Consider the following 25,748-nt stretch of genomic DNA (forward strand, 5'->3'; position numbering starts at 1 on the left):
CCTCGGCGAGCGCCGCCGCCGCGCTGCGCGACAGGCCCAGCAGGCGGGCCAGCCCGGCGTCGACACGCATGCCCGCCAGTCCCTCCGGGACGGGCATCGAGCGGTCACTCACCCGCGCTGTCCTGGCTGCTCGCCCTCGTCCTTGCGCCGGTCACTAGCGGTGCGCCGACCGACCGTGTCGAAGTCGAACCCGAAGATCGACAGCACCACCAGCAGGATGGCGCCGCCGACCACCGAGGGGTCGGCGACGTTGAACACCGGCCACCAGCCGACCGACAGGAAATCCACGACATGCCCGCGCAGCGGCCCGGGAGCGCGGAAGAAGCGATCGACCAGGTTGCCCATCGCGCCGCCGAGGATCATGCCCAGGCCCACCGCCCACCAGGGCGACACCAGCCGGCGGCCCATCCAGAAGATGCCGACCACCACACCGGTCGCGATCAGCGTCAGCACCCAGGTGTAGCCGGTCGCCATCGAGAAGGCCGCACCCGAATTGCGCACCAGGGTCCAGGTCACCGTGTCGCCGATGATCGGCACCGGCTGGCCGGGCGGCAGCAGTTTGACGGCGAGCACCTTGGTGACGACGTCGAGGGCCAGGACTATCGCCGCGATCGACAGCAGCAGCCGCAGCCGCCGGGGGGCGGGTTCGGGCGGCGCGGCCGTTTCGGGCTCTGCGTCTCGCTCGACCGGGGCGGCCTCACCAGCCTCTTCGGCTGAGGTCACCGGCTCAGTCGATTTCGTTGGTTCTTCAGGCACTTCCCCATCATCCCCTACTGCCCCACGCAGGCTAGCCATGTTCGCGCAGCGGCGATGCGCAATGATGCCACCATGGCCGGCCTCACCGTCATCGCCACCGGGGGCACGATATCGACCGGCACCGACGCCGACGGGGTGCACCGACCCTCGTACAGCGGCTCGGACCTGACGGCGCCCTTCCGCGAGGAACACGACGTCGACGTCGTCGACCTGCTGGCGGTCGACAGCTCGGAGCTGACGCTGGCCGACTGGGACCGGATCCGCGACGCGGTGACGGCCGCGGTCGACGGCGGGGCCGACGGTGTGGTGGTGCTGCACGGCACCGACACCATGGAGGAGAGCGCGCTGTGGCTCGAGCTCACCTACGCGGGCCGGGCGCCGGTCGTGTTGACCGGGGCGATGCGCAGCGCCGACGCCCCCGACGCGGACGGGCCGGCGAACGTGCGCGACGCGCTGACGGTGGCGGCCAGCCCGGCCGCCCGCGACCTGGGCGTGCTGCTGTGTTTCGCCGGCCGGGTGCTGCAGCCGCTGGGCATGAGCAAGGTGGCCACCGAGGACCTGAGCGGCTTCACCGGCCGGCCTCTCGGCACCGTGGCCGGCGACGTGACGCTCACCGGCCCGAAGGTCCGCCCGTACGTCGGCGAGCTGCGGGCCGTTTCCGCGCCGCGCGTCGACATCGTCGCGGCGTACCTGGGCAGTGACGCGGTGGCCCTCGATGCGTGCGTGGCCGCCGGGGCGCGGGGCGTGGTGCTCGAGGCGCTGGGTTCGGGCAACGCCGGACCAAAGGTGGTCGACGCGGTGCGCCGGCACTGCGGCGACGGGGTCGCCGTCGCGGTGTCCACCCGCGTCCCCGGCGGGCGGGTCGGCGCCGGCTACGGTCCCGGGCACGACATGGCGGCGGCCGGGGCGGTGATGGTGCCGGGGCTGCGTCCGCCTCAGGCGCGCGTCCTGCTGATCGCCGCGCTGGCCGCGCAGCTACCGGTCGCCGACGTCGTCGGCCGGTGGGGCTGACAGCGCCCTGACTTCGGAGGCCTGCAGCGCGCCGGCGTAGTCGGGCCAATCCAGGGAATCGATCGGGTTGGCGCGCACCAGGTCGCCGCCGTCGGCGGGGAACGTCCGGGCGGGGCCGGGGCCGGAGCTGCGGGTTTCGAAGCGCGCGGTGACCACGCCGTGGCCCGCGCCCTGCACCCAGCCATGCCCGAGCTCGCGATGGGCGACGTCGTCGCCGACCCGCCACCCCGCAGCCTCTGCCGCCTGGGGCCCGGGGCCATACATCGCCTCGGTCGCTGTCTCGACCGGCGGTGAATCCGGTTGCGGCGCAGCCAGTTCCAAATCCGGGAACAACGATTCCTGGCGCACGTCGCTCAGCCCCGAAAAGCCCACGCCGAGAAGGCGAATGGGCCCGATCTCGCGCGGATCGATCAGCAGCCGGCGCGCCATGCCCACCAGCGCCGCGGCCTCGGTGGTGGCGTAGGGCAGCGTCGCTGACCGGGTCAGCGTGCTCATGTCGGATTTCTTCAGCTTGACCGTGACGGTGCGCGCGCCCCGCCCGTCGCGCAGCAGGCGGTGATGGGCGTGTTCGGCGATCGGCTCGATGGCCTCCCGCAACTGCTCCAGGCTGGTCAGGTCGGCAGCGAAGGTCGATTCGGAGCTGATCTGCTTGGCCTCGGCGCGCTCGGCGACCGGGCGGTCGTCGACGCCGCGGGCCAGCCGGTGCAGCGCCGGCCCGATCGTGGCGCCCAGGATGTTGGCCGCCTCGGCCTCGGTCAGCGCGGCCAGCTCGCCGATCGTCTCGATGCCGAGGCGATGCAGCCGCTCCTCGGCGACCGGGCCGATCCCCCACAGCCGGCGCACCGGGAGCCCGCCGAGCAGTGCCCGCTCCTCGGCGCGGCGCACCACCCGGACCCCGTCGGGCTTGGCCAGCCCGGAGGCGATCTTGGCGATCTGCTTGCCCGAGCCGGCGCCCACCGATGCGATCAGGCCGGTCTCGTCGCGAACCCGTCGCCGCAGCTCCTCGCAGAACGCCTCGACGTCCTCGGCGCACGCCCCGGCGAGCTGCGCGGGTTCGCCGAATCCCTCGTCGAACGACAGCTGCTCGACCACGGGCACCACGGCGCGGATGGTGTCGAAGACGCGCCTGCTGGCCAGCCCGTACACCACGCCGCGCGGCGGCAGCACCACCGCGCTCACGCCGACCAGCCGGCGGGCCTGATGCATGGGCATGGCCGAACGCGCCCCGAACACCCGCGCCTCGTAGCTGGCCCCGGCCACCACGCCGCGCCCGCCCACGCCGCCGACCAGCACCGGGCGCCCGCGCAGCGTCGGGCGGGTGAGTTGCTCGACGGAGGCGAAGAACGCGTCCATGTCAAGGTGCAGCACCCACCGCGACTCCACACGCTCGATGCTAGGGCCCACGCGGAGCGCCAGTCGGGACTAACGTTTTGTCATGGACACCGGGCAGGGCGACCCGGCCGCTCCGCAGGGGGTCGCGTCACCCGCGACGCGCTGGGCGCGGCTGCGCCATCAATGGAACGAACGCCTGCAACCCGGGGAGCAGACCACGGTGCTGGCGTGGGCGTCGTTCACCCTCACCTTCGCGGGCCTGCGCGGTCTCACCCACTGGATCCGCGCCGGCCATGGCCCGTCCGGCGGCGGTGTGTCGTTGGGCGGCAAGCACTTCCACCACTACAACATCGGCATCGGGATGCTGGCGACGGTGGCCGGCGTCGGGCTGCGCGGCAGCGAAGAGCAACGGCGGCATCCCGCGGCCGCGGTGGCCTACGGCGCCGCGAACGCCATGATCGTCGACGAGCTGGCGCTGCTGTTGGACCTCAAGGACGTCTACTGGGCCTCGGATGGCCGCAAGAGTGTGGACGTCGCGGTCGGCCTGATCGCCACCGGGGCGACGGTGGTGGTGGGCATGCCGTTCTGGCCGCATGCCCACCGGGCGCTGCGGTCCGGCGCCTGACCGCTCAGGCCTTGGCGATGCTCACCCGCACGCCGTCGCCGATCTCGGCGCCGTCGGCCGGATCGCCGAATTCGAAACTGGTGGCCAGGATCTCGCCCGCGATCAGGTCGCGGTGGGTGCGCGCCCAGTCGGCCCGCTCGCCGGGCACCGCCATCACCACCGAAATCCGGTCGGACACATCGAGACCCGTCGTCTTGCGCAGCTCCTGCAGCTCGCGGATCCGGTCCTTGGCCCAGCCCTCGGCCTCCAGTTCCGGGGTCACCGTGCCGTCCAGCACCACCAGCCCCGCGCCGTCGGGCAGGGCCGCGGTGAATTCCGGGTCGGCCGCGACCAGGCGAGAGCTGTATTCCTCGGGTAGCAGCACCGCGGGTCCGGCGGTCAGGGTGCCGTCGGGATTGACGACGCCCTCCCCCGACTTGACCGCCTTGATGGCCGCCTGCACGTCCTTGCCCAGCCGCGGCCCGGCCACCCGCGCGTTGACGGTGAGCTCGAAGCGGCCGTAGGTGTCGATCGCGTCGGTCAGCTCGACGCTCTTGACGTTCAGCTCGTCGGCGATCAGGTCGGCGAAGGGCTCCAGCCGCTGCGGATTCTCCACCGCCACCGTGAGTTTCGGCAGCGGCAGCCGCACCCGCAGCTTCTTGGCCTTGCGCAACGAAGACGCGGCCGAGCAGACCTCGCGCACCTGATCCATCGCGGCGACCAGGTCGGGGTCGGCGGGCACGTCGCCCTGAGCGGGCCAGTCGGTCAGGTGCACCGAGCGCTGCGACGTCAGGCCGCGCCACACGATCTCGGTCACCGAGGGAAGCAGCGGCGCGGCCAGCCGCGCCGTCACCTCCAGCACGGTGTGCAGGGTGTCGATGGCGTCGGCGTCTTCTTCCCAGAACCGTGAACGCGACCGTCGCACATACCAGTTCGTCAGCGCCTCGGTGAACTGGCGCAGCTGCTCACAGGCTCGCGAGATGTCGCAGTTGTCCATCTCGTGGGTCAGATTGTCGCGCAGCTCGGCGAGCTTGGCCAAGATGTAGCGGTCCAGTACCTGCGTCGAATCGGTGCGCCAGGTCCCGACCTTGGGTGCGTAGAGGGCCAGGAAGCTGTAGGCGTTCCAGAACGGCAGCAGCACCTGGCGCACGCCCTCGCGGATGCCCTGCTCGGTGACGATGAGATTGCCGCCGCGCAGGATCGGCGAGGCCATCAGGAACCAGCGCATGGCGTCGGAGCCGTCGCGGTCGAACACCTCGCTGACATCGGGATAGTTGCGCAGCGACTTGCTCATCTTCTGCCCGTCGGATCCCAGCACGATGCCATGTGCCACACAGGTTTTGAAGGCGGGACGGTCGAACAGCGCGGTGGCCAGCACGTGCAGGGTGTAGAACCAGCCGCGGGTCTGCCCGATGTACTCGACGATGAAGTCGCCCGGGTAATGGCCGTCGAACCAGTCGGCGTTCTCGAAAGGGTAGTGCACCTGCGCGTAGGGCATCGATCCCGAGTCGAACCACACGTCGAGCACGTCGGGAATGCGGCGCATCGTGCTGGCCCCGGTCGGGTCGTCGGGGTTGGGGCGGGTCAGCTCGTCGATGAAGGGCCGGTGCAGGTTGGTGGGCCGCACCCCGAAGTCGCGTTCGAGTTCGTCGAGGCTGCCGTAGGCGTCGACCCGCGGGTAGGCGGGGTCGTCGGATTTCCACACCGGAATCGGGGTGCCCCAGTAGCGGTTTCGCGAGATCGACCAGTCGCGCGCGCCCTGCAGCCACTTGCCGAACTGGCCGTCCTTGACATGCTCGGGGTACCAGGTGATCTGCTGGTTGAGTTCGACCATCCGGTCCCGGAATTCGGTGACCGCGACGAACCACGACGACACCGCCCGATAGATCAGCGGGTTGCGGCAGCGCCAGCAGTGCGGGTAGGGGTGCTCGTAGGTTTCGTGGCGCAGCAGCACCGCGCCGTTGGCCGCGACGGGTCCGCTGCCGTTCTTCAGGTCACGGATGATGTGCGGGTTGGCGTCAAAGACGTGCTGCCCCTGGTAATCGGGGACGGAGGCGTCGAAGCGCCCCTTGGAATCGACGGGCGTGACCGGGGTGATGCCGACCTTGTCGGTGGTCGCCATGTCGTCCTCGCCGTAGGCCGGCGCCATGTGCACGATGCCGGTACCGTCCTCGGTGGTGACGAACTCACCGGGCAGCACCTGAAACGCGTTCTCCGTATCCATGAAGTACGGGAACGGCGGCAGGTAGCGGGTGCCGAGCAGGTCGGCGCCGCGGTAGGTGGCCAAAACCTCGGGCGCATCTGCGTTTTCGAAACCCAACTCGCGCGCGTAGGCGGCCAGCCGCGGTTCGGCAAGCACGAAGCGCCGGTCCCCCACCCGCGCCTGCACATAGGTCACGTCGGGATTGACGGCGACCGCCAGGTTGGACGGCAGGGTCCACGGCGTCGTCGTCCACACCAACAAATAGGCGCCGTCCAAGTCGCCGCCGGTGACTTTGAATCCCACCGTGAGGGCGGGGTCCTGGCGGCTCTGGTACACGTCGTCGTCCATCCGCAATTCGTGGTTGGACAGCGGGGTTTCGTCTCGCCAGCAGTACGGCAACACCCGGTAGCCCTCGTAGGCCAGGCCCTTGTCCCACAGCTGTTTGAACGCCCAGATCACCGACTCCATGTAGGGCAGGTCCAGCGTCTTGTAGTCGTTGTCGAAGTCGACCCAGCGGGCCTGACGGGTGACGTAGGCCCGCCACTCATCGGTGTAGCGCAGCACCGAGGCGCGGCAGGCGTCGTTGAACGCGGCGATGCCCATGTCGTCGATCTGCGATTTGTCGGTGATGCCCAGCTGGCGCTCGACTTCCAGTTCGGCCGGCAACCCGTGGGTGTCCCAGCCGAAGCGGCGCTCCACCTTGTAGCCGCGCATGGTGCGGTAGCGCGGGACGATGTCCTTCACGTAGCCGGTGAGCAGGTGTCCGTAGTGCGGCAGCCCGTTGGCGAACGGCGGCCCGTCGTAGAAGACGTATTCCGGCGCGCCGTCGCGGCGGGCGATGCTCGCCCGGAAGGTGTCGTCGCGGGCCCAGAAGTCCAGCACCTCGAGCTCGAGCGCCGGGAAGTCGGGCGCCCCGCCGGCCGGCTTGGGGTACGTGTTGACGTCGGCGTTGTCGGTCACGATGCGCGTTGTCTCCTGTGCCACGGTGCAAACCGGGGACGACGACGCGCTGGCTGCGCGAGCGCCGCGGTACCACCCCGCTTGCCGCGCTTTCGCGTGGCCACTCGATGACGGCTGTGACGGGCCTACCCGTTCGGTTCTACTGAGCCAGGATGGCTGTTCTTCCGAAGGCTCCCCGGTGATGGCCGGATCGACGCCAGTAGATCGATTCTACGAACACCCGCAAATCCGGGTGCGCTCCAAGGGGTCGCCAAGACGCAGAACTACGTCCGCGTCCAGCCGACCCCTTGGAGCAGGAGTTGCTCGACGTCCATCGGAGTTCGGCTTTCAGGCCCGGACCTCGAGGACGCCGACCCGCCACAGCGCGGCGTACACGTGTCGCAGCGGGACGCTCAGCAGGCGGGCGGCGCCGTCGACCAGCGGGTCGCTGCCGGCGCCGAACGGTGCGTTGTCGGACCGGCGGCGGGCCTTGGCCACGGGAGCCTGGGCGGGAGCCGGGATCGTGTCGGTGTCGCGCACCACGGTCAGCGTGGGCGCGGGAGCTACGGTGAGCACTTCGTCGTAGAAAGCTGCGGTCATCATCGCCTCCTAGAGGGGATCCAACGGGGACTGACTGGACTGACGTGTCCCATCCCGTGTGATCTCAGAACGCTTGGGCGATAACCACTTAGCGTTGCGACGACTCAGCGAAGAAGGTCGCGCCGGAGACCGGATCGGGACGAAACACGGTTCGGACTTCGGTCCGGACTATCGCTAGAACGCATGTGTCCCTCACCTCCTCGCGGTCACGACGCATGCGCGGGTCGCATGCAATCTATGCGCAGCAAAGGAGCAGAACCCGACGACCGTCGGAGATCCGCACCCCACTCGTCAGAGCTTCGGCACCACACGACGTGTCCTGGCTCCGGAAAACACTCCGAGCCGGAAGCCACCTGGGCTCAACCCTTAAGCCGGGAGGAGCTGTCCTGACCCGGGGCGTCTTTCGACGTTCGGGGTCAGTGGCCTGTATTCGTGTAGACGCCTCACCTAACGAGGTGCTTACCCGACCGATGATGCACGACGGCTATGGCGCGGTCAAATCCCCGGCTAGCGTGTCGGAGATTCTGTACGCATTCATTAGGGGCGCACACAGCATTCGGCCAGGTTCACGGCACTGAGCTGGGTATATGCGCGCTCGCCGTCAGGAATTCGTCAATTCCGCGCGGTCGCCACGCCGTCCCGGATCACTTCTCCACCAGGCCGTCGAGCCGGCCGACGGTGTCGATGAACTCCTCGACCATGTCCAGCACCACCGAGCGCGTCGGGCGGACCCGGTCGAGTGAGCCCACCACCTGCCCGACGAAGTAGGTGGCCAGCTCACGCGCCTTGGCGCCCTGATGCGCGGCGGCCTGATTGATGCGCACCTGCGGCTCGGTGATCAGCGCCGTCTGCAACGGCATGCCGAGCGGATCCGGGTTTTCCGGCCGCTCCCACTCGTCGGTCCAGGCCGTGCGCAGCATCCGCGCCGGCTTGCCCGTCATCGAGCGCGACCGCACGGTGTCCGACGAGCTGGCGGCCAGGAACTTCTCCTTGACCACGGGCACCGTCTCGGCCTCTTCGGTGGTCAGCCACACCGAGCCGCACCACACGCCCTCGGCGCCGAGGGCCAGCGCCGCGGCGATCTGGCGGCCGCGGGCGATTCCGCCGGCGGCGAGGACGGGCACCGGCGCCACGGCGTCGACGACCTCGGGCACCAGGACCATGGTCGCCACCTCGCCGGTGTGTCCGCCCGCCTCGGTGCCTTGCGCGACGATCAGGTCGACGCCCGCGTCGGCGTGCCGTTGCGCGTGCCGGGTGGTGCCGGCCAGGGCGGCCACCAGCACGTCCCGGTCGTGCGCGCGTTCGACGAGGTCCGCCGGCGGCGGGCCGAGCGCGCTGGCGATCAGCCGGATGTTGTGGGAGAAGGCGACGTCGAGCAGCGGCTCGTAGGTCTTGGGCGAGATGTTCAGTCCACCCAGCGAGGCGCGCGGCTCCTGGGCGGTGGCGGTGACGCCGTAGCGGGCCAGGAGGTCGTCGACGAATGCGCGATGCTCGTCGGGCAGCAGGGTGCGGGCCTGCGTGGTGTCGATGCCGCCTTGCTCGGCCCCGACGTATTTGGGCGGCAGCAGCAGGTCGACTCCGTAGGGCTTGCCGCCGGTCTGTTGCTCGATCCAGGTGAGCTCGCTCTGCAGGCGTTGGGGGCTGTGGGCGGTGGCGCCGAGGATCCCGAAGCCGCCGGCGTTGGTCACCGCCGCCACCACGTCGCGGCAGTGGCTGAAGGCACAGATCGGGAATTCGACGCCGAGCATCTCGGCGACCCTGGTTCTCATTGCCCGACGCTAAGAGTTATCGACTGCTAAGTCAATCGGCCACGGCCCGTAGGCAACTCATGCGTGTGCGCCGGGTGCTATGGCCGACTGGGCCGGGGAGACCGGCCGTCCGGCGGCCAGCTCGACACGCCCTCTTCCAGCGGCACCTCCAGGCTCTGCAGGATCGACGAAACCATCCGCCAGGCGCCGATGACCGTCACCAGCTCAACGAGAACCGTTGTGTCACCCTGGAATTCGCGCTCGCACGCCGCCCAGCTCGTGGCGCTCACCGCGCCGTCGCGCACCACGTCGTCGGTGGCCGCGAGCACGGCCCGCTCGGTGGACCCGAACCCGGCGTGGTTCGGCCAATCCCGCACGCCCAGCAGATCGTCGGCCGGAACGCCGAGCCGCGACGCGACCCGCCAGTGCTGTGTCCATTCGTAGTCGCAGGCGGTGAGCCAGCCGATGCGCATGATCACCAGCTCACGCAGCCGCGAGTCGAGGGTCCCGTGCCAGAGCATGGTGGCGAGCAGGTCGTTGATGCCACGGGCCAGAGGCGGATGGTTGAGCAGCACCTGGAAGATGCTGAGCTCGGCCATGTAGTTGGGGACGGCCGCTTCGTCGGCGGCGGCCTTGGCTTCATCGAGTGGCAGTCGAGGCAGGCGCGCTGTTGTCATCGGATGAGCACTCCTTTGTGCTGGCGGAACCGTCGCGTTCTACCGTCATGGTAATCAGGCGTCGGAGTCCCGGTGGGTCAGCGCCGGCGTCGCTAGCGTTGATAGCGAGAAGTGCTGGGGCTCAACGTGTTTACCCAGGACAGTAAAACTCGATGCCTCAGCGCTGGGACATCGGGTTCTCGGTCATCGGCTCGGCATCGGCTCGCCCGCGTAGTCGCCGAACGACCACAAGTTGCCTTCAGGATCGCGGACGGCGAATTCATTTGCACCGTAATCCGTTTTCGCCAGCGGGCGAACGATTTCGGCTTTGCGTGACACGACGCGCTCGTAGAGCCCGTTCGGGTCGCTGGTGACGACGTAGCCACCAGCGGTCCCTGGTTCGCGACACCAGTCGCGGCCGCGCTTGTAGCTGCCCAGCATGACGCCGCCGCTGCCCTCGGGCCACAGCAGTTGGGCATGGTCGACTCTGTCGCCATCGCCGTAACGTGCCGCGACGACGAAGCCAAACGTCTCGACGTAGTAGTCGATGAGCTTGGGGGCGTCATGCGCTTGCAGCGTCAACCAGACGGTCGGATTCGAAGTAGTCATGGTCCCACTGTGATGCCCAGGAGTGGCCGCCGTCTTGGATGTTTCGGAACTCGTCGGCCAGCCATGCCCGCGGCGGTACCCCGACGAACCGGACGAACTCGCGGGTCAAATGCGCCTGGTCGCAGTAACCGGTGTCGGCCGCGACCGCCGCCAGGTCAACCCGGCCGTACGCCCGCGCCGATGCCGCGATGAGCGCTGACGCGTTCTGGAAGCGCATCAACATCGACACCGTCTTCGGCGATCTGCCGACCTCTTGACGGAAGAGAGTCGTTAGGTGCCGTGCACTCACTCCGACGTGGTCGGCCACCTTGCCCACCTGCACTCGGCCGCGAGTGCGCTCCATCAGGTGCCAGGCATACGCGACCTCGGGACGCACGGTCACATCGTCGCGGCACCGGCGGGCCTCCACGAGGTATCCAGCGACAGTCGCGAAGACCTCGGACCATCCGCGCGCGTCGGCGGCACGCTCGGAGAGCCTGGCGGCAGACCGGCCCAGTATTTCGATGCCGTCGAAGCCGGTGATGGGGAGCTCAGCGCTGGGTACGCCGAACAACGCTCGCGAGGCCAACGGGTGCACGGCCAGCTGCACACCCGCCTGGCCGCGACACAGCCGCACGTGGCTGGCCTGCACATGCAGGCCGCCGAGGACCAGCGGGTTGGGCCGGGCGGCGGCCAGCGCGTCGGGGGTGTCTGCGGACTGCACGCCGTCATCGAGGCTAACGATGAATGTCAGCGTCGACGATGGCATGCCGCGGTGCACCTTCTCAGCCACATCCAGGGTGCGATAGCCCACCATCGACATGACGCCGGGCGCGCTGCGCGGCGGAGCCAGCACGTACTCCCAGCTGCGCTGCGCTTCACCGCCCACCTCAGCCACGCTAGCGCGGTGCGTGCGCGACGTCAGGTCGGCGGCTCGAGCAGCCCGAGCAGTTGCAGGTCGGTCACGTACTTGACGATCACCGACGGACCGATCTGCGGGATGTCGTTGTCGGGGCCGATTTTGGCCTCCTGCACGGCGGCGCGGAATCGGTCCGTCGGCGCCAGGCATCCGCGAGAGGGGTCCGCCGGCGGCACGTGCTGGGCGTTGCGCAACTGCAGCAGCTGCAGCACCGATTGGTGGCGTTGCCGTTCCGGTAACGCGTGCAGGGCGGCCTCCATCCGCTGCAGCCATTCGGTGAAGTCGTCGATGCGCTGCACCGGGTAACCGGCCTCGATGACCCAGTCGACGTACTCGTCGAGGCCGACGCCGTCGTCGTGCGGGTTCATCACGTGATAGGTCTCGAACCCGTCCAGCACCTGGGCGCCCAGCGTGGCGATCGCCTCGGCGACGAACTCGACCGGCAGGGCGTCGAAGTGCGCGCGCTGCCGGTTGCCGTGCTCGTCGAGCTGGTAGAACGAGCGCGGCGCGAGGCCGCTGGCGAGCACGCTGTGCACCATCCGGGTGAACATGTCCGACAGGTTCAGCTGGCCGGCGTAGCTGGTGTCAGCCAGGATCATGTCGCAGCGGAACACCGAAACCGGCAGCCCGCACAGGTCGTTGGCCTCGCGCAGCAGCACCTCGCCCGCCCACTTGCTGTTGCCGTAGCCGTTGCCGTAGCCGCCGTCGATGGTGCGGATCGGACTTGCGGTTCGGACGTCGGCGTCCTCGGTGAACGCCGGCGGGTCGATCTGGTCGCCGACGTTGGCCGTCGAGACATAGGTGTACGGCTTGAGTTTGGTGGTGAACGCCAACCGGATCAGCTCGGCGGTGCCGGCCACGTTGGGGGCGAACAGCTCGCTGTAGGGCAGCACGCCGTTGACCACGGCCGCGCAGTCCACGATCAGATCGACGGTGTCGGCCAGCCGCTGCCAGGTTTGTGCGTCCACACCGAGATCGGCCCGGCCCTTGTCGCCGGCGATGACCTCGAGATGATCGTCGGCAAGTTCGTGAAAGTACCGCAGCAGAGCGGGATCGCCGCTGTCGAAGGTCTTTTCCAGACGGCGCCGCGCATCCTCATCCGAGGTGGCCCGCACCAGGCAGATCAACTTTCCGTCGGCCAGTTCCAGCCGTTCGAGCCACTGCAGCGCCAGGTACCGGCCGAGGAAGCCGGTGGCCCCGGTCAGCAGGACCGTGCGCACCCGGGTGCCCGGGCCGGGCAGCGCCGGCGCGGCGGACAGCGTCGGGGCGTCGATGAACTTGTCCAGGGTGAGATCGCTGGCATAGACCTCGGTCGCGTCGCGGCCGTGCACGGACGCGAAGTCGGCCCGAAGGGCTTCTGTCGCACCATGATCGGCGTGCAGCTGCCGGCTCAGGCTGCGCACCGACGGCGCCTCGAAGAGGGCGCGTACCGGCAGGTGGATGTCGAGGGCGTTGTAGATCGCGGCGACCAGGCGCATCGCCGACAGCGAATCCCCGCCCAGATCGAAGAACGACTCCTGAACCCCGACCCGTTCCAGCCCCAGCACCTGGGCGTAGAGCCAGGCCAGGATCTCCTCGACCGCGGTGGCCGGAGCGAGGTAGTCGTCGCTGCCCTGGTAGTCGGGTGCCGGCAGCGAGCGGGTGTCGAGTTTGCCGCCGGGGGTCAACGGCAGTGTTGGCAACACCACCACGGCCGGCACCATGTAGGCGGGCAGCCGCTCGGCGAGCTGGGTGCGGATCTCGGCCGGGTTGGCCGCTCCGGTGACGTATCCGACCAGTCGCTTATCGCCCGGGCGATCCTCGCGGGCGATCACCACCGCCCGGTCCACCCCGTCCAGCGCGGCCAGCGCGGCCTGGATCTCGCCGAGTTCGATGCGGTAGCCGCGGATCTTGACCTGCTCGTCGGCGCGCCCGACGTAACGCAGTTGCCCGTCGGTGCCCCACCACGCCAGGTCCCCGGTGCGATACATGCGCGCGCCGGTGCCGCCGAACGGGCACGCCAGGAACCGCGACGCGGTCAGGCCGGGCCGGCCCAGGTAGCCGGTGGACACGCCGGCGCCGGCCACGTACAACTCGCCGACCGCCCCCGCGGGCACCGGTTGCAGCCATCCGTCGAGCACGAACAGCGCGGCGCCCGACAGCGGCGAACCGATCGGCGGCGCCTCGGGACCCGGGGTCAGCGGCGCGCTGACGGCCGCGACGATGGTGATCTCGGTGGGTCCGTAGACGTTGACCATCACCCGCCCCGAGGCCCAGCGATCCACCAGTTCGGTCGGGCAGGCCTCGCCCGCGACGGCCAGCACCGTCGAGTCAAGGCCGTCGGTGGGCAGCAGCCCCGCTTCGGACGGTGTCTGGGTCAGCATGTCGACGTTCTCCGCAACCAGCAAGGCGTGCAGGTCTTTCGGCGAGCGCACCACCTCGTCGGGCACCACCAGCACCCGTCCGCCGTGCAGCAGCGCGCCGAAGATCTCCCACACCGAGAAGTCGAAGGCCAACGAGTGGCACTGGCTCCACACCTTGCCCGGCGCCGCCGGCAGGCCGGCCGCCCGCAGCGAGGCGAACATCTGGGTGGCGTTGTGGTGGCTGACGGCCACGCCCTTGGGAACACCGGTGGTGCCCGAGGTGTAGATCGTGTAGGCGACGCCATGCGGCGCCGGGGCCGGCAGCGCCGTCGCGGGCTTGTCCGGGATTGCCGGATCGTCCAGATCGAGGACGAGCGGGCCGGAATCGCCTATCCGCGACCGCAACTCGGCGGTGGTTAGCACCGCCGACGGCGCGGCGTCGGTGAGCATGAACGCGATCCGGGCCGGCGGCAGGGCCGGGTCGATCGGCACATACGCGGCGCCCGTCTTGAGCACGGCCAGGATCGCGGCGACGGCCCGGGCCGAGCGTTCGACCAGCAGCGCCACGCACCGACCCGGGCCGGCACCGTGGTCAACGAGCAAGTGCGCCAAACGATTCGCTCGCTCCTCGAGGTCGAGGTACGTCCACGAGCATGCCCCGTAGCGGATGGCTACGGCCTCGGGATCGCGCGCGACGTGGCCGGCGAACACCTCAGGGATCGACGCGGGCCCGGCCAGCGGGCGTGTCAGCACCGCCCGGTTACCGAGCGCATCGAGGCGCGCGTGCTCGTCGGCGCCGAGCACATCGATCGACGACAACCGCTGGGCCGGGTCGGCGGTGATGGCCGTGAGCACCCGATGCAGCCGGGTGATCAGGGCCTCGATGGTGGCCGTGTCGAACACGTCGGTGCGGAACTCCACCGCTCCGCCGATCCCGGCGGGTTGCCCGTCGCTGGTCCAGCGCTCGGCCAGCGACCACGCGAGATCCATTCGGGCGGTGCGGGTCTCGACCGGCACCGGGGTGACCCGCACGTCGCCGAGGCTCAGGTCGGCCGTCCCGGTGTTCTGCCACGCCAGCATGACCTGCACCAGCGGATGATGCGCCAGGCTGCGGGTGGGGTTGAGCCGTTCCACGAGGACCTCGAAGGGCACGTCCTGATGTTCGTAGGCGGCCAGGCTGCGCGCGCGCACGTGCGCCAGCACCTCGGCGATGGTGGGATCACCGGCCAGGTCAACCCGCAGCACCAGGGTGTTAACGAAGAAACCCACCACGTCGTCCAGCGCCGGATCGCGCCGTCCGGCGATCGGGAACCCCACCGCCACATCCGAACTCGCGCAGATCTTGGACAGCAGCACCGCCAGGGCGGCCTGCACCACCATGAAGCTCGTCGCGTTGTGCGCATTGGCCACCGCGCGCACCCGCTGCTGCAACTCGGCCGGCCAGTCCACGGCCACACTCGCCCCGCCGAAATCGGCCACCAGCGGATACGGCCGATCGGTCGGCAGTTCCAGCCGTTCGGGCATCCCGGCCAGAGTGTGTTCCCAGTACCGCATCTGCCCGGCGATCAGGCTGTGCGGATCCTGCAGTTCGCCGAATTGCGCGCGCTGCCATAGCGTGTAGTCGACGTACTGCACCGGCAGCGGCGCCCAGTCCGGCACATCCCCGGCCACACGGCTGGCGTACGCCTCCCCCAGGTCGCGCACCAGCGGGGTCAGCGACCAGCCGTCGGCGGCGATGTGGTGCAGCACGGCCACCAACAGGTACTCGTCGTGATCGAGCCTAAACAGCAATGCCCGCAACGGAATTTCGGTCGCCAGGTCGAAGCGGTGGCTCACCGCGGTGTCGATGGCATTGCCCAGCCGGGCGGATGACCACCCGCGGGCATCGCTGATCTGCCAACCGAAGTCGGCGTCGTCGACCTCGACCACCAGCTGCCGAGGTATGCCCTCGTGCGACGGGAAGAGGGTGCGCAGACTTTCGTGCCGGGCCACCACGTCGGCCAGGGCTGCGCCGAATGCCTCGCCATCCAGCCGCCCGTGCAACCGCAGGGCGATCGCCATGTTGTGCACCGGTGACGGCCCGTGCAATTGGCCGATGAACCACAGCCGCGACTGCGCGAACGACAGCGGCACGACCTCCGGCCGTGCACCGGCCACCAGCGGCAGGCGATCTCCCCCGTCGGCGCCCAGGCGCGCCGCCAGCCGCCGGATGGTGGGCGCTTCGAACAGGGCCCGAACACCAAGGTGGACATCGAGATTGGCATTGACCTCGGCGACCAGCCGCATCGCCGACAGCGAGTCGCCACCGAGGTCGAAGAAGGAATCATCGATCCCGACGCGGTCGACGCCCAGCATGTGGGCGTAGATGTCGGCCATGGTCTGCTCGACGGCGGTGGTCGGGGCGCTGTACCGATCCATGCCGTGGTAGCCCGGTGCGGGCAGGGCGCGGGTGTCGAGTTTGCCGTTGGGAGTCAACGGCAATGCCTCGATGGCCACCACCGCGGCCGGCACCATGTAGGCCGGTAACCGCTCGGCCAGCTGGGCGCGCACCTGGGCCGGATCGGCGGGCCCGGTCAGATAGCCGACGAGCCGCTTCTCGCCCGGCCGGTCCTCGCGGGCGATCGCGACCGCCTGCTCCACGCCCTCCAATTCGGCCATCGCGCTCTGGATTTCACCGAGCTCGATGCGATAGCCGCGAATCTTGACCTGCTCGTCGGCACGACCGGCATACTGCAGCTGCCCGTCCGGGTCCCAACGCACCACGTCGCCGGTCCGGTACATGCGCGCGCCGTGGCCGCCGAACGGGCAGGCCACAAACCGCGATGCCGTCAAACCGGCCCGGCCCAGATAGCCGGCGGCCACGCCGGCCCCGGCCACATACAGTTCGCCGAGCACGCCGGCGGGGACCGGCCGCAACCACGCGTCCAGCACGAAGAAGCCGAGATGCGCCAGCGGTTTTCCGATGGGGCTGACGTGGCCGTCGATGTCGGCGTCGACGATCTCGCGGAACGAGGCGTGCACCGTCGTCTCGGTGATGCCGTACATGTTGATCAACCGCGGGTGTCGCGGGTGGCCGCGCAGCCAGCTACCCAGGCGCTGGGGAACCAGCGCCTCGCCGCCGAACACCACGGTGTGCGGGTTGAGCCGGCGCGGGGTGTCGGCGTTCTGCAGCGCAACGAACGCCGACGGGGTCTGGCTGAGGATGCTGACGTCTTCGTCAATCAGCAAGGCGCGCAGGTCTTCCGGTGAGCGCACCACATCGTCGGGCACAACCAGCAGCCGTCCGCCGCCCAGCAGCGCGCCGAAGATCTCCCACACCGAGAAGTCGAAGGCCAGCGAATGGCACTGGCTCCACACCCCGGTCGTCGATGCGAGCCGGCCGTGCAGGGATGCCAGCAACTCGGTGACGTTGCCGTGCGTGACGGCGACGCCCTTCGGGGTCCCGGTGGTGCCCGAGGTGTAGATGACGTAGGCGATATCCGCGGCCGAGGGCGTCGGCACGGCCCTGGCGGGCCGGGTCCGCACGGCGGGGTCGTCGATGTCGATGACCGCCGCGTCGAACCCGTCCAGTCGCGACCGCAGGCCGGTGCTGGTGATCGCGGCGATGGGCCCGGCGTCGGCGAGCATGAACTCGACCCGGTGCTGCGGGACGGCGGGGTCGATCGGCAGGTAGGCCGCCCCCGTCTTGAGCACCGCAAGGATCGCGACGACGGCCTGCGCGCCGCGCTCCATCAGCACCGCCACGCATTGTCCGGGGCCGGCTCCCTCGTCAATAAGGAAGTGCGCCAACCGGTTTGACATGTCGTCGAGTTCGCGATACGTCGTCGACCGACCGTCGGCTGTCAGCGCCATCGCCTGCGGGCCACGCGCCACCCGCTCGGCGAACAACGTCGGGATCGACGCCGGTTCGGCGCGGGGCCGGGACAGCGTCGCGCGGTTGCCGATCGCATCGAGGCGCGCGCGCTCGTCGGCGCCGAGCATATCGATCGACGACAGTCGCCGGGTGGGGTCGGCGGTCATGGCGGTCAGCGCCCGTTGCAAACGCCCGATCAGCGTTTCGATGGTGGCCGTGTCGAACACGTCGGTGCGGAACTCGACGGCGCCGCCGATCCCGGCCGGCCCGCCGTCGTGGGTCCAGCGTTCGGCCAGCGACCATGCCAGGTCGGTACGGGCGGTGCGGGTGTCGACCGGCACCGGGGTGACCCGCACGTCGCCGAGGCTCAGCTCGGGGGCCTCGGTGTTCTGCCAGGCGAACATGACCTGCACCAGCGGATGATGCGCCAGGCTGCGGGTGGGGTTGAGGCGCTCTACCAGCGCCTCGAAGGGCACGTCCTGGTGTTCGTAGGCGGCCAGGCTGCGTCGGCGCACCTGGGCCAGGATTTCGCCGATCGTCGGATCGCCGTCCACCTCGACGCGCAGCACCAGGGTGTTGACGAAGAAACCCACCACGTCGTCCAGCGCCGGATCGCGCCGTCCGGCGATCGGGGACCCCACCGCCACATCCGAACTCGCGCAGATCTTGGACAGCAGCACCGCCAGGGCGGCCTGCACCACCATGAAGCTCGTCGCGTTGTGCGCATTGGCCACCGCGCGCACCCGCTGCTGCAACTCGGCCGGCCAATTCACGGCCACGCTGGCCCCGCGGTAGTCCGCCACCAACGGATACGGCCGGTCGGTGGGCAACTCGAGGCGCTCGGGCAGCCCGGCCAGCTCCCGCTCCCAGTACGCCAGCTGCGCCGCGATCGGGCTGCCCGGATCGTCCAGATCACCGAATTGGTCGCGCTGCCACAGCGTGTAGTCGACATACTGCACGGGCAACGGCGCCCAGCCCGGGGCGTCGCCGGCCGCACGGCTGGCATAGGCCTCCGTCAGATCGCGCACCAGCGGAGCCAGCGAGCCCCCGTCGGCGGCGATGTGGTGCACCACGGCCACCAGCACGTGTACCTCGTCGTGCGTACGGAAAAGCTGTGCACGCAGCGGAATTTCGGTAGCCAGGTCGAACGTGTGCCGCGCCGTGTCGTGGATGGCGTCCTCCAGCCGGGCCGGCGACCAGCCGGTGGCGTCGATGGTCCGCCAGATGACGTCGGCCCGCTCGGGGGCCAACACCACCTGTTGGGGTACGCCCTCGACGGCGGCGAACACCGTGCGCAGGCTTTCGTGGCGCGCCACGACGTCGCGCAGCGCCGCCCCGAGGGCGGCGGTGTCCAGGCGTCCGCTCAGCCGCAACGCCACCGCCATGTTGTACACCGGGGACGGGCCGTGCAGCTGGTCGATGAACCACAAGCGCGATTGGGCGAACGACAGCGGCAGCACCGCGGGCCGCTCGTGTGCCACCACGCCGTCGAGCGTGTCCCCGCCTTCACCGACGCGCGCCGCCAGCCGGCCAACCGTGGGCGCTTCGAACAACATTCGCACTCCGACATGGGCATTCAGCGTGGTGTTGATCGTGGCGATGACCCGCATCGCCGACAGCGAGTCCCCGCCCAGATCGAAGAACGAATCGTCAACGCCGACCCGCTCCAGCCCGAGGACTTGGGCGTAGATGCCGACCAGGATTTCCTCGACCGCGGTGGACGGGGACCGGTATTCACCGGCGGTGCATTCGGGCGCCGGGAGCGCGCGGGCGTCAAGTTTTCCGTTGGGTGTCAACGGCAATGCCTCGATGGCCACCACCGCGGCCGGCACCATGTAGGCCGGCAGCCGCTCGGCGAGCCGGCTGCGGACCTCGGCCACATCGGTGGGCCCGGTGAGGTAAGCGACGAGCCGCAAGGCGCCCCGGTCCTCGCGGGCGATCACCACCGCCTGCCCCACCCCGTCCAATTCGGCTAGGGCACTGCGTATTTCACCGAGCTCGATGCGATGGCCGCGAATCTTGACCTGCTCGTCGGCGCGCCCGACGTAGTGCAGTTGCCCATCCGGGGCCCAGCGCACCAGGTCTCCGGTCCGGTACATGCGCGCGCCGTGGCCGCCGAACGGGCAGGCCACAAACCGCGACGCGGTCAGGCCGGCCCGGCGCACGTAACCGACGGCCACGCCGGCCCCGGCCACGTACAGCTCGCCGACCACGCCCGCGGGCACCGGCCGCAGCCACGCGTCCAGCACCAACAGGGTTGCCCCGGATACCGGCGAGCCGAGCGGTGGTGTTCCGGCGCCCGACGCAAGCGGCGCACTGAGCACCGCGTCGACGGTAGTTTCCGTCGGGCCGTAGGCGTTGATCATCACCCGCCCCGGGGCCCACCGGTCGGCGAGGTCCGCGGGGCAGGGTTCGCCGCCGATGATCAGTGCGGTGTCCAGGTCGTGCGGTGACAGCGCCGCCAGCGCCGACGGGGTGTGGCTGAGCACGCTGACCTGCTCGGCGATCAGCAAGGCGTGCAGCTCATCCGGGGAGCGGGTCACGGACTCGGGCACGATGACCAGCCGGCCGCCGCCGGCCAGGGCGCCCCAGATCTCCTGGATCGAGACGTCGAAGCCGTACGAGTGACACTGCGACCACACCCCCGCCGCGGCCAGCCGCGCACGCAGTGATTCCAGCAGATGGGTGACGTTGCGGTGGGTGACGGCAACGCCTTTGGGGGCGCCGGTGGTGCCCGACGTGTAGATGACGTAGGCGATGTTCTCGGGTGCGGGTGCCGGCAGCGCGGTGCCGGGGTGATCTGGTGCGGCGGTGTCGTCGATGACCGGCAGGCCGGCGCCGGCCAGCAGCGGCCGCAGGTCCGCCGTACAGAGCGCGACGGAGGGTGCGGCGTCATCGATCATGAGCCCGATCCGGGACGCCGGCAGCGTCGGGGCGATCGGCAGGTACGCCGCCCCGGCCTTCAAGACCGCCAGCATCGCCACGATCGCCTCCGCGGACCGGGAAAACAGCAGCGCCACAACATCTCCGGCACCGATGCCGTGGGTGAGCAGCAGGTGCGCCAGGCGGTTCGACGCCTCGTCGAGTTCGCGATACGTCATCGCGCGGCCGTCGAACGTCACCGCGACCGCATCCGGGACCCGGGCCGCCTGCACGCCGAAGAGCTCAGGAAGTGACGCCGGTGCGCTGGTCCGCTCGGCCAGTGCCGCCCGATTCCCCCACCGCGCCAGCTCGGCATGCTCTGGGGCGTCGAGCACGTCCAGCGCCACCAACGGCCGGTGCGGGTCATCGGCCATGGCCTCCAGGAGCCGTCGCAGCCGTACGGCCAGCCTGTCGATGTCGGACGGGTCGAACACCTCGGTGTCGAATTCGACACGCAGGCTGAGTTCATCGCCCGGCACGGCCTGCAGCGACAGCGGGTAGTGGTTGTATTCGTGGCTGCTGAACTCGGTGGCGGTCAGCTCACCGGTGGCCGACAGGGTGGCGGCGTCGACGGGATAGTTCTCGTACACCAGCAGGCTGTCGAACAACTGGTCGTGCCCGGTGATGCGGTGAATCTCGTTGAGCGCCAGGTGCTGGTGCTCGAGGGTGTCATTGTGGGTGCGTTGCAGCTGCCCCAGCAATTCGGCGACGGTGGTGGTCGCGGTGACGCGGGCGCGCACCGGCACGGTGTTGATCAGCAGACCGATCATGGATTCCGCGCCGGGCAGATCGGCTGGCCGGCCCGAGACGGCGGTGCCGAAGGCGACGTCGCGTTGGCCGGTCTGCCACATCAGCAGCTGCGCCCACGCGCCCTGCAGCACGGTGTTGAGGGTGGTGCGGCAGGAACGCGCGAGTTCGCTTAGCGCACGGGTGGTTTCGGCGGACAGTTGCAGCGCGGCCACGCCGCGCGGTCCGAGCTCTACGCGGCCCACCGGTCCCACCAGGGTGGGGGTGTCGAAGCCGTCGAGCGCGTCGTGCCACGCCAGGCGGGCGGCGGGAACGTCGCGGTCGGCCAGCCAGGTGGCAAAGCTTCGGTAGGGCGTGACCGCGGGCAACCGCGACCCGCAATAGCAGGCGAAGATTTCCTGCAGCAGGACCGGAAGCGACCAGCCATCCATCACGATGTGGTGGACGGTAAGGACGAACCGGTATTCGTCGTCCGCGGTGCGGATCAGCGCGGTCCGAAAAGGCGGTTCGTCGCCCAGGTTTCGTGCCGCGACTCGCTCGGCGGTGCAGAGCCGCCGCACCCGCTCCTCGATGTCGCCGTCGCGGAACTCGACGTACTGACATGCGACGTCCGGGGCGGCCGGGAAAATCTGCACGGGGTCGCCGAATTCGGAATCAAACCGGGCCGCCAGGTTGGGGTGGCGGGTGACGACGGTATGCACCGCTCGGCGCAGTCGGTGCGAATCGAGGGCGCCACGCAGCGTGATCGTCAGCTGGACCGCGTACACGTCGGCATTGCCGTTGGTGGCCGTCGCGTGGAAGAGCAGCCCCTGCTGCAGCGGGGTCAGCGGCAAGATGTCCGCGACGTCGTAGCGCCGTTCGAGTTGGTCGATCTGCTGCTGGCTCAGGCGGGCGGGGGCGATGTCCGACGGGGTCAGGCCGCCGCCGCCGCGGCGCACATGGGCGCAGATTCCGGCCAGCGCCTCAAACCACAACTGGCTCAACCGTGTTACCTGGTCGCGGGTCAGCGCCGAGGACGCCCACGTCCAATTCGCCTGCAGGTGCGGGCCGTCTTCGGTGTCAACGGTGGCGGCGTTGAGCTCCACCGTGTGCGGCAGCGGCAGCGGCAGCGCGGCGGCCGCGGAGCTCAATGACGGACTGTTCGGGCTCAGCTGCCACACGTCGTCGGATAACTCGGCGGCACCGCCACCGAGCCGGCCGAGATAGTTGAATCCGATGACCGGATCCGAATCACCCAGCCCCAGTTGAGGGTTCAGGTAGCGCACCAGCCCATAGCTCAGGCCGTCGGGAAGAGCGCGCAGTTGCTCCTTGGCGTCCTTGATCACCGCACCCAGCGCGGCCTCACCGGCCGCCACGCGTCCCCAGTCCAGCGCCCCGACCTCCAGCGCCACCGGGTGCTTGGCGGTGAACCAGCCGACCGTGCGAGACAAGTCGACGTACGGGCCCAGTTCCTCGCTGCGCCCGTGACCCTCGATGTCGATGCCGATGGCCGCCGTCGTCCCCAGGAATTCGGAGAAGGCCAAACCGAAGCCGATCAGCAGGATGTCCTGCGTCCCAGCGTGAAACGCGGCGGGCACCTCCCCCAGCAGCTGCCGCGTCGTCTCGGCGTCCAGCGACGCCGACAGCTGCCCGGCCGTCTCGTAGGTGTCCTCGGGCTGGACCCTGGGCAACAGGGCCGGCGTCCGCGCGATCCGCCGCCACGCGTCTGCCTGGTCGAGCACCGCCGGGCTGTGCGCATGGTCGGCCAGCAGCGACGACCACCGCGCGAACGACGTCCCACCCGAGGGCAGCGCGATGGGCTGGCCGTTGTGGTGCTGCGCCCAGCCGATGTTGATGTCCTCGATCAGGGTCCGCCAGGACACGGCATCGACGGCCAGGTGGTGAATGATCAGCGCCAATTGGTTTGTCGCACCGGCCCATACCGCGCTCACCATCACCCCGGCGCCCGGGTTCAGCCGCGACCGGGCTTGCCGCAACGCGGCGTCGGAGAGCACGTCGACGGTCCGCAGGCAGGCGCGGGCGTCCACCGCGCCCGCCTCGGGAACAGCGAGCGACCATCCGCCCGCGCCGTCGTCGTCGACGCAGAGGCGCAGCATGGCATGCCGATCCAGCAACGCCTGCAGCACGACCTGCACGTCGGCCTGACCCACCCCCGCCGGAGCCGCCAGCACCATGGTCTGGTTGAACTGTTCGATCGGACCGTCCATGTCGTGCAGCCAGCGCATGATGGGCGTGGCCAGCACCGCCCCGATCCCGACGTCGGCCACGTCGTCTTCGGCCGTCGCCAGCGTGACGACCCGGGCCAGCCGGGCCACCGTCTGCTCGACGAAAACATCGCGCGGCCGGCACATTACGCCCGCGGCGCGGGCGCGGGCTACCACCTGCATCGACAGGATGCTGTCCCCACCCAGATCGAAGAAGGAGTCGTCGATGCCGACCCGCTCGAGGCCGAGGACTTGGGCGTAGATGCCGGCCAGGATCTCCTCGATCGCGTCGGCCGGCGCCCGGTACTCGTTGATGCCGTAGTCCGGGGCGGGCAGGGCGCGGGTGTCGAGCTTGCCATTGACGGTCAGCGGCAGCTCATCGAGCGTGACGACCGCGGCCGGCACCATGTAGGGCGGCAATCGTTCGGCGAGCCGCGACCGCACTTCGCCCGGGTCGGCCGTTCCGGTGACATACCCCACCAATCGCATGGCGGCCGGTTGGTCTTCGCGGGCGATCACGGCGGCCTGTTCGATACCCTCCAATTCGGTGAGCGCGGAGTGTATTTCGCCCAGCTCGATGCGGTAGCCGCGGATCTTGACCTGTTCGTCGGCGCGCCCGAGGTACTCCAGCTGCGCGTCCGCAGCCCAGCGCACCAGGTCCCCGGTGCGGTACATGCGCGCACCGGACGCGCCGAATGGGCAAGCGACGAACCGCGACGCCGTGAGGCCGGCCCGGCCCAGATAGCCTGCGGCCACGCCTCGCCCCGCGATGTACAGCTCCCCCACCACGCCGGGCGGCACCGGACGCAGCCAGTGATCCAAGACGAACAGCGCGGCACCGGGAACCGGCGAACCGATCGGCACCGAGTCGAGGCCCGCGGTCAGCGGCACGGTCATCGCCGCATACATTGTGGTTTCGGTCGGACCGTATTGGTTGACCATCACGCGTCCGGGAGCCCATCGATCCATCACCTCGAGCGGGCACGGTTCGCCGCCGACGATCAGCGCCACGGCATCCAGGCCGTCGGACGGCAGCGCCGCCACCGCCGTCGGCGTCTGGCTCAAGACGTCGACCTGTTCGGCGATCAGCAAGGCGTGCAGGTCTTCTGGCGATCGGACCACGTCGTCGGGAACCACGACGAGACGCCCGCCCCGCAGCAGTGCGCCGAAAACCTCCCAGACCGAGAAGTCGAAGGCCAGGGAATGGCACTGGCTCCAGACCTGCCCGAGGCCCAGTTGGGCATCCACCGACCGGAGCAGTTGGGTGACGTTGTGGTGGGTGACGGCGACCCCCTTCGGAGTTCCCGTGGTTCCCGAGGTGTAGATGACGTACGCGATGTCCTCGGCCGTCGGCCCAGGCAGCGCGGTGGCGGGTTGGCTGCGCAGGCCGGGGTCGTCGACGTCGATGACCGGACCGGAAATGTCATGGACCGCGCGGACTTCGGTGGTGCTGACCGTCACGGTCGGCGCGGCGTCGGTGAGCATGAATTCAATGCGGGCCGACGGCAGGGCCGGGTCGATCGGCACGTAGGCCGCGCCGGTCTTGAGCACCGCCAGGATGGCCACGATCGCCTCGGCCGACCGCGGGATCACCACCGCCACCCGCCGACCCGGTGCTGCGCCGCGACCAACGAGCAAGTGCGCCAACCGATTCGCCGATTCGTCGACCTCGCGGTAGGTCCAGGACCGTCGCCCGCAGGTGATCGCCGCCGCCCCGGGCATCCGAGCGACCTGGTCGGCGAACAGCGCGGGGATCGACACCGGCCCGCTCGCCGGCCGGGCCAAGACCGCGCGGTTGCCGATCTCGTGGAGGTGGTGGTGTTCCGCGTCGTCGAGGACGTCGATCGACGACAGCGTCCGGGCGGGGTCGGCGGCCATGGCCGACAGCACCCGCCGCAATCGCGCGACGAGTGTCTCGATGCTGGCGGCATCGAAGACGTCGGTGCGAAATTCCACGGTTCCGCCGATGCCGGCGGGCCGGCCGTCGCCGTCCCAGCGTTCGGCCAGCGACCAGACCAGGTCCATCCGGGCGGTCTGCGTCTCCACGGGCAGGGGCGTCACCTGCACGTCGCCGAGGCTCAGGTCGACCGGATCGTTGTTCTGCCAGGCCAGCATCACCTGCACCAGTGGGTGGTGCGCCAGGTTGCGGGTGGGGTTGAGCCGTTCGACGAGCACCTCGAAGGGGACGTCTTGGTGTTCGTAGGCGGCCAGGCTGCGCTGCCGTACCCGGCCCAGCAGTTCGGCGATGCTGGGGTTACCGCTCAGATCGACGCGCAGCACCAGGGTGTTGACGAAGAAGCCCACCACGTCGTCCAGCGCGGGAT

11 protein-coding genes, 1 pseudogene and 1 riboswitch are annotated in these 25,748 nt (G+C 69.9%); of the genes and pseudogenes, 2 read left to right on the forward strand and 10 right to left on the reverse strand.

From position 1 onward, the window contains the following. Positions 1–112: pseudogene (locus ACYQ8K_RS27195) on the reverse strand (RluA family pseudouridine synthase); the annotation flags it as partial. Then, positions 109–756 (reverse strand): signal peptidase II, encoded by a 648-nt coding sequence (gene lspA, locus ACYQ8K_RS27200; protein ID WP_459974025.1) that lies wholly within the window; start codon positions 754–756, stop codon positions 109–111. The gene lspA and the pseudogene ACYQ8K_RS27195, both read right to left, overlap by 4 nt. A 54-nt stretch (positions 757–810) precedes the next feature. Here lspA and ACYQ8K_RS27205 point away from each other — a divergent pair, with 54 nt between their 5' ends. Continuing rightward, positions 811–1,767, forward strand: a complete 957-nt coding sequence (locus ACYQ8K_RS27205; protein ID WP_459974027.1) for an asparaginase — start codon at positions 811–813, stop codon at positions 1,765–1,767. Here ACYQ8K_RS27205 and ACYQ8K_RS27210 read toward each other — a convergent pair. Then, a complete protein-coding gene (locus ACYQ8K_RS27210; protein ID WP_459974028.1) occupies positions 1,732–3,150 on the reverse strand; it encodes a DNA polymerase IV in 1,419 nt (472 codons plus the stop codon). The genes ACYQ8K_RS27205 and ACYQ8K_RS27210 overlap by 36 nt on opposite strands. Positions 3,151–3,202: 52 nt before the next feature. On the opposite strand from ACYQ8K_RS27210, the gene ACYQ8K_RS27215 reads away from it, so the two are divergent. Further along, positions 3,203–3,724 (forward strand): hypothetical protein, encoded by a 522-nt coding sequence (locus tag ACYQ8K_RS27215; RefSeq protein WP_459974030.1) that lies wholly within the window; start codon positions 3,203–3,205, stop codon positions 3,722–3,724. Between the two features lie 4 nt (positions 3,725–3,728). Here ACYQ8K_RS27215 and ileS read toward each other — a convergent pair whose 3' ends face one another. The 7 genes from ileS to ACYQ8K_RS27250 all read right to left on the reverse strand — a co-directional run. Continuing rightward, positions 3,729–6,866, reverse strand: a complete 3,138-nt coding sequence (gene ileS / locus ACYQ8K_RS27220; RefSeq protein WP_459974032.1) for an isoleucine--tRNA ligase — start codon at positions 6,864–6,866, stop codon at positions 3,729–3,731. 327 nt (positions 6,867–7,193) lie between these two features. Then, entirely contained in the window at positions 7,194–7,445 is a 252-nt protein-coding gene (locus ACYQ8K_RS27225; RefSeq protein WP_459974033.1) for an Rv1535 family protein, read from the reverse strand. A gap of 276 nt (positions 7,446–7,721) precedes the next feature. Further along, a riboswitch (M-box (ykoK) riboswitch) is annotated at positions 7,722–7,907 on the reverse strand. Positions 7,908–8,089: 182 nt separating this feature from the next. Further along, complete coding sequence (locus tag ACYQ8K_RS27230; RefSeq protein WP_459974035.1) at positions 8,090–9,214, reverse strand: NAD(P)H-dependent flavin oxidoreductase; 1,125 nt, start codon at positions 9,212–9,214, stop codon at positions 8,090–8,092. 77 nt (positions 9,215–9,291) lie between these two features. After that, positions 9,292–9,870, reverse strand: coding sequence for a carboxymuconolactone decarboxylase family protein (locus tag ACYQ8K_RS27235; protein WP_459974037.1), 579 nt, complete (start codon positions 9,868–9,870; stop codon positions 9,292–9,294). 183 nt (positions 9,871–10,053) lie between these two features. Next, positions 10,054–10,458, reverse strand: coding sequence for a VOC family protein (locus ACYQ8K_RS27240; protein ID WP_459974039.1), 405 nt, complete (start codon positions 10,456–10,458; stop codon positions 10,054–10,056). After that, a complete protein-coding gene (locus ACYQ8K_RS27245; protein WP_459974043.1) occupies positions 10,412–11,254 on the reverse strand; it encodes a helix-turn-helix domain-containing protein in 843 nt (280 codons plus the stop codon). Before ACYQ8K_RS27245 ends, ACYQ8K_RS27240 begins: the two co-directional genes overlap by 47 nt. A 104-nt stretch (positions 11,255–11,358) precedes the next feature. Next, the coding region (locus ACYQ8K_RS27250; protein WP_459974041.1) for an amino acid adenylation domain-containing protein at positions 11,359–25,748 on the reverse strand (14,390 nt) is incomplete at its 5' end.

The sequence above is a fragment of the Mycobacterium sp. MUNTM1 genome (assembly GCF_054660795.1).

Bases quoted from the DNA above. Each gene is read 5' to 3' on its own strand.
- ACYQ8K_RS27205 (WP_459974027.1), top strand. From the start codon at position 811: ATGCGCAATGATGCCACCATGGCCGGCCTCACCGTCATCGCCACCGGG.
- ACYQ8K_RS27215 (WP_459974030.1), top strand. From the start codon at position 3,203: ATGGACACCGGGCAGGGCGACCCGGCCGCTCCGCAGGGGGTCGCGTCA.
- ACYQ8K_RS27225 (WP_459974033.1), bottom strand. From the start codon at position 7,445: ATGACCGCAGCTTTCTACGACGAAGTGCTCACCGTAGCTCCCGCGCCC.
- ACYQ8K_RS27230 (WP_459974035.1), bottom strand. From the start codon at position 9,214: ATGAGAACCAGGGTCGCCGAGATGCTCGGCGTCGAATTCCCGATCTGT.
- ACYQ8K_RS27235 (WP_459974037.1), bottom strand. From the start codon at position 9,870: ATGACAACAGCGCGCCTGCCTCGACTGCCACTCGATGAAGCCAAGGCC.
- ACYQ8K_RS27240 (WP_459974039.1), bottom strand. From the start codon at position 10,458: ATGACTACTTCGAATCCGACCGTCTGGTTGACGCTGCAAGCGCATGAC.
- ACYQ8K_RS27245 (WP_459974043.1), bottom strand. From the start codon at position 11,254: ATGGTGGGCTATCGCACCCTGGATGTGGCTGAGAAGGTGCACCGCGGC.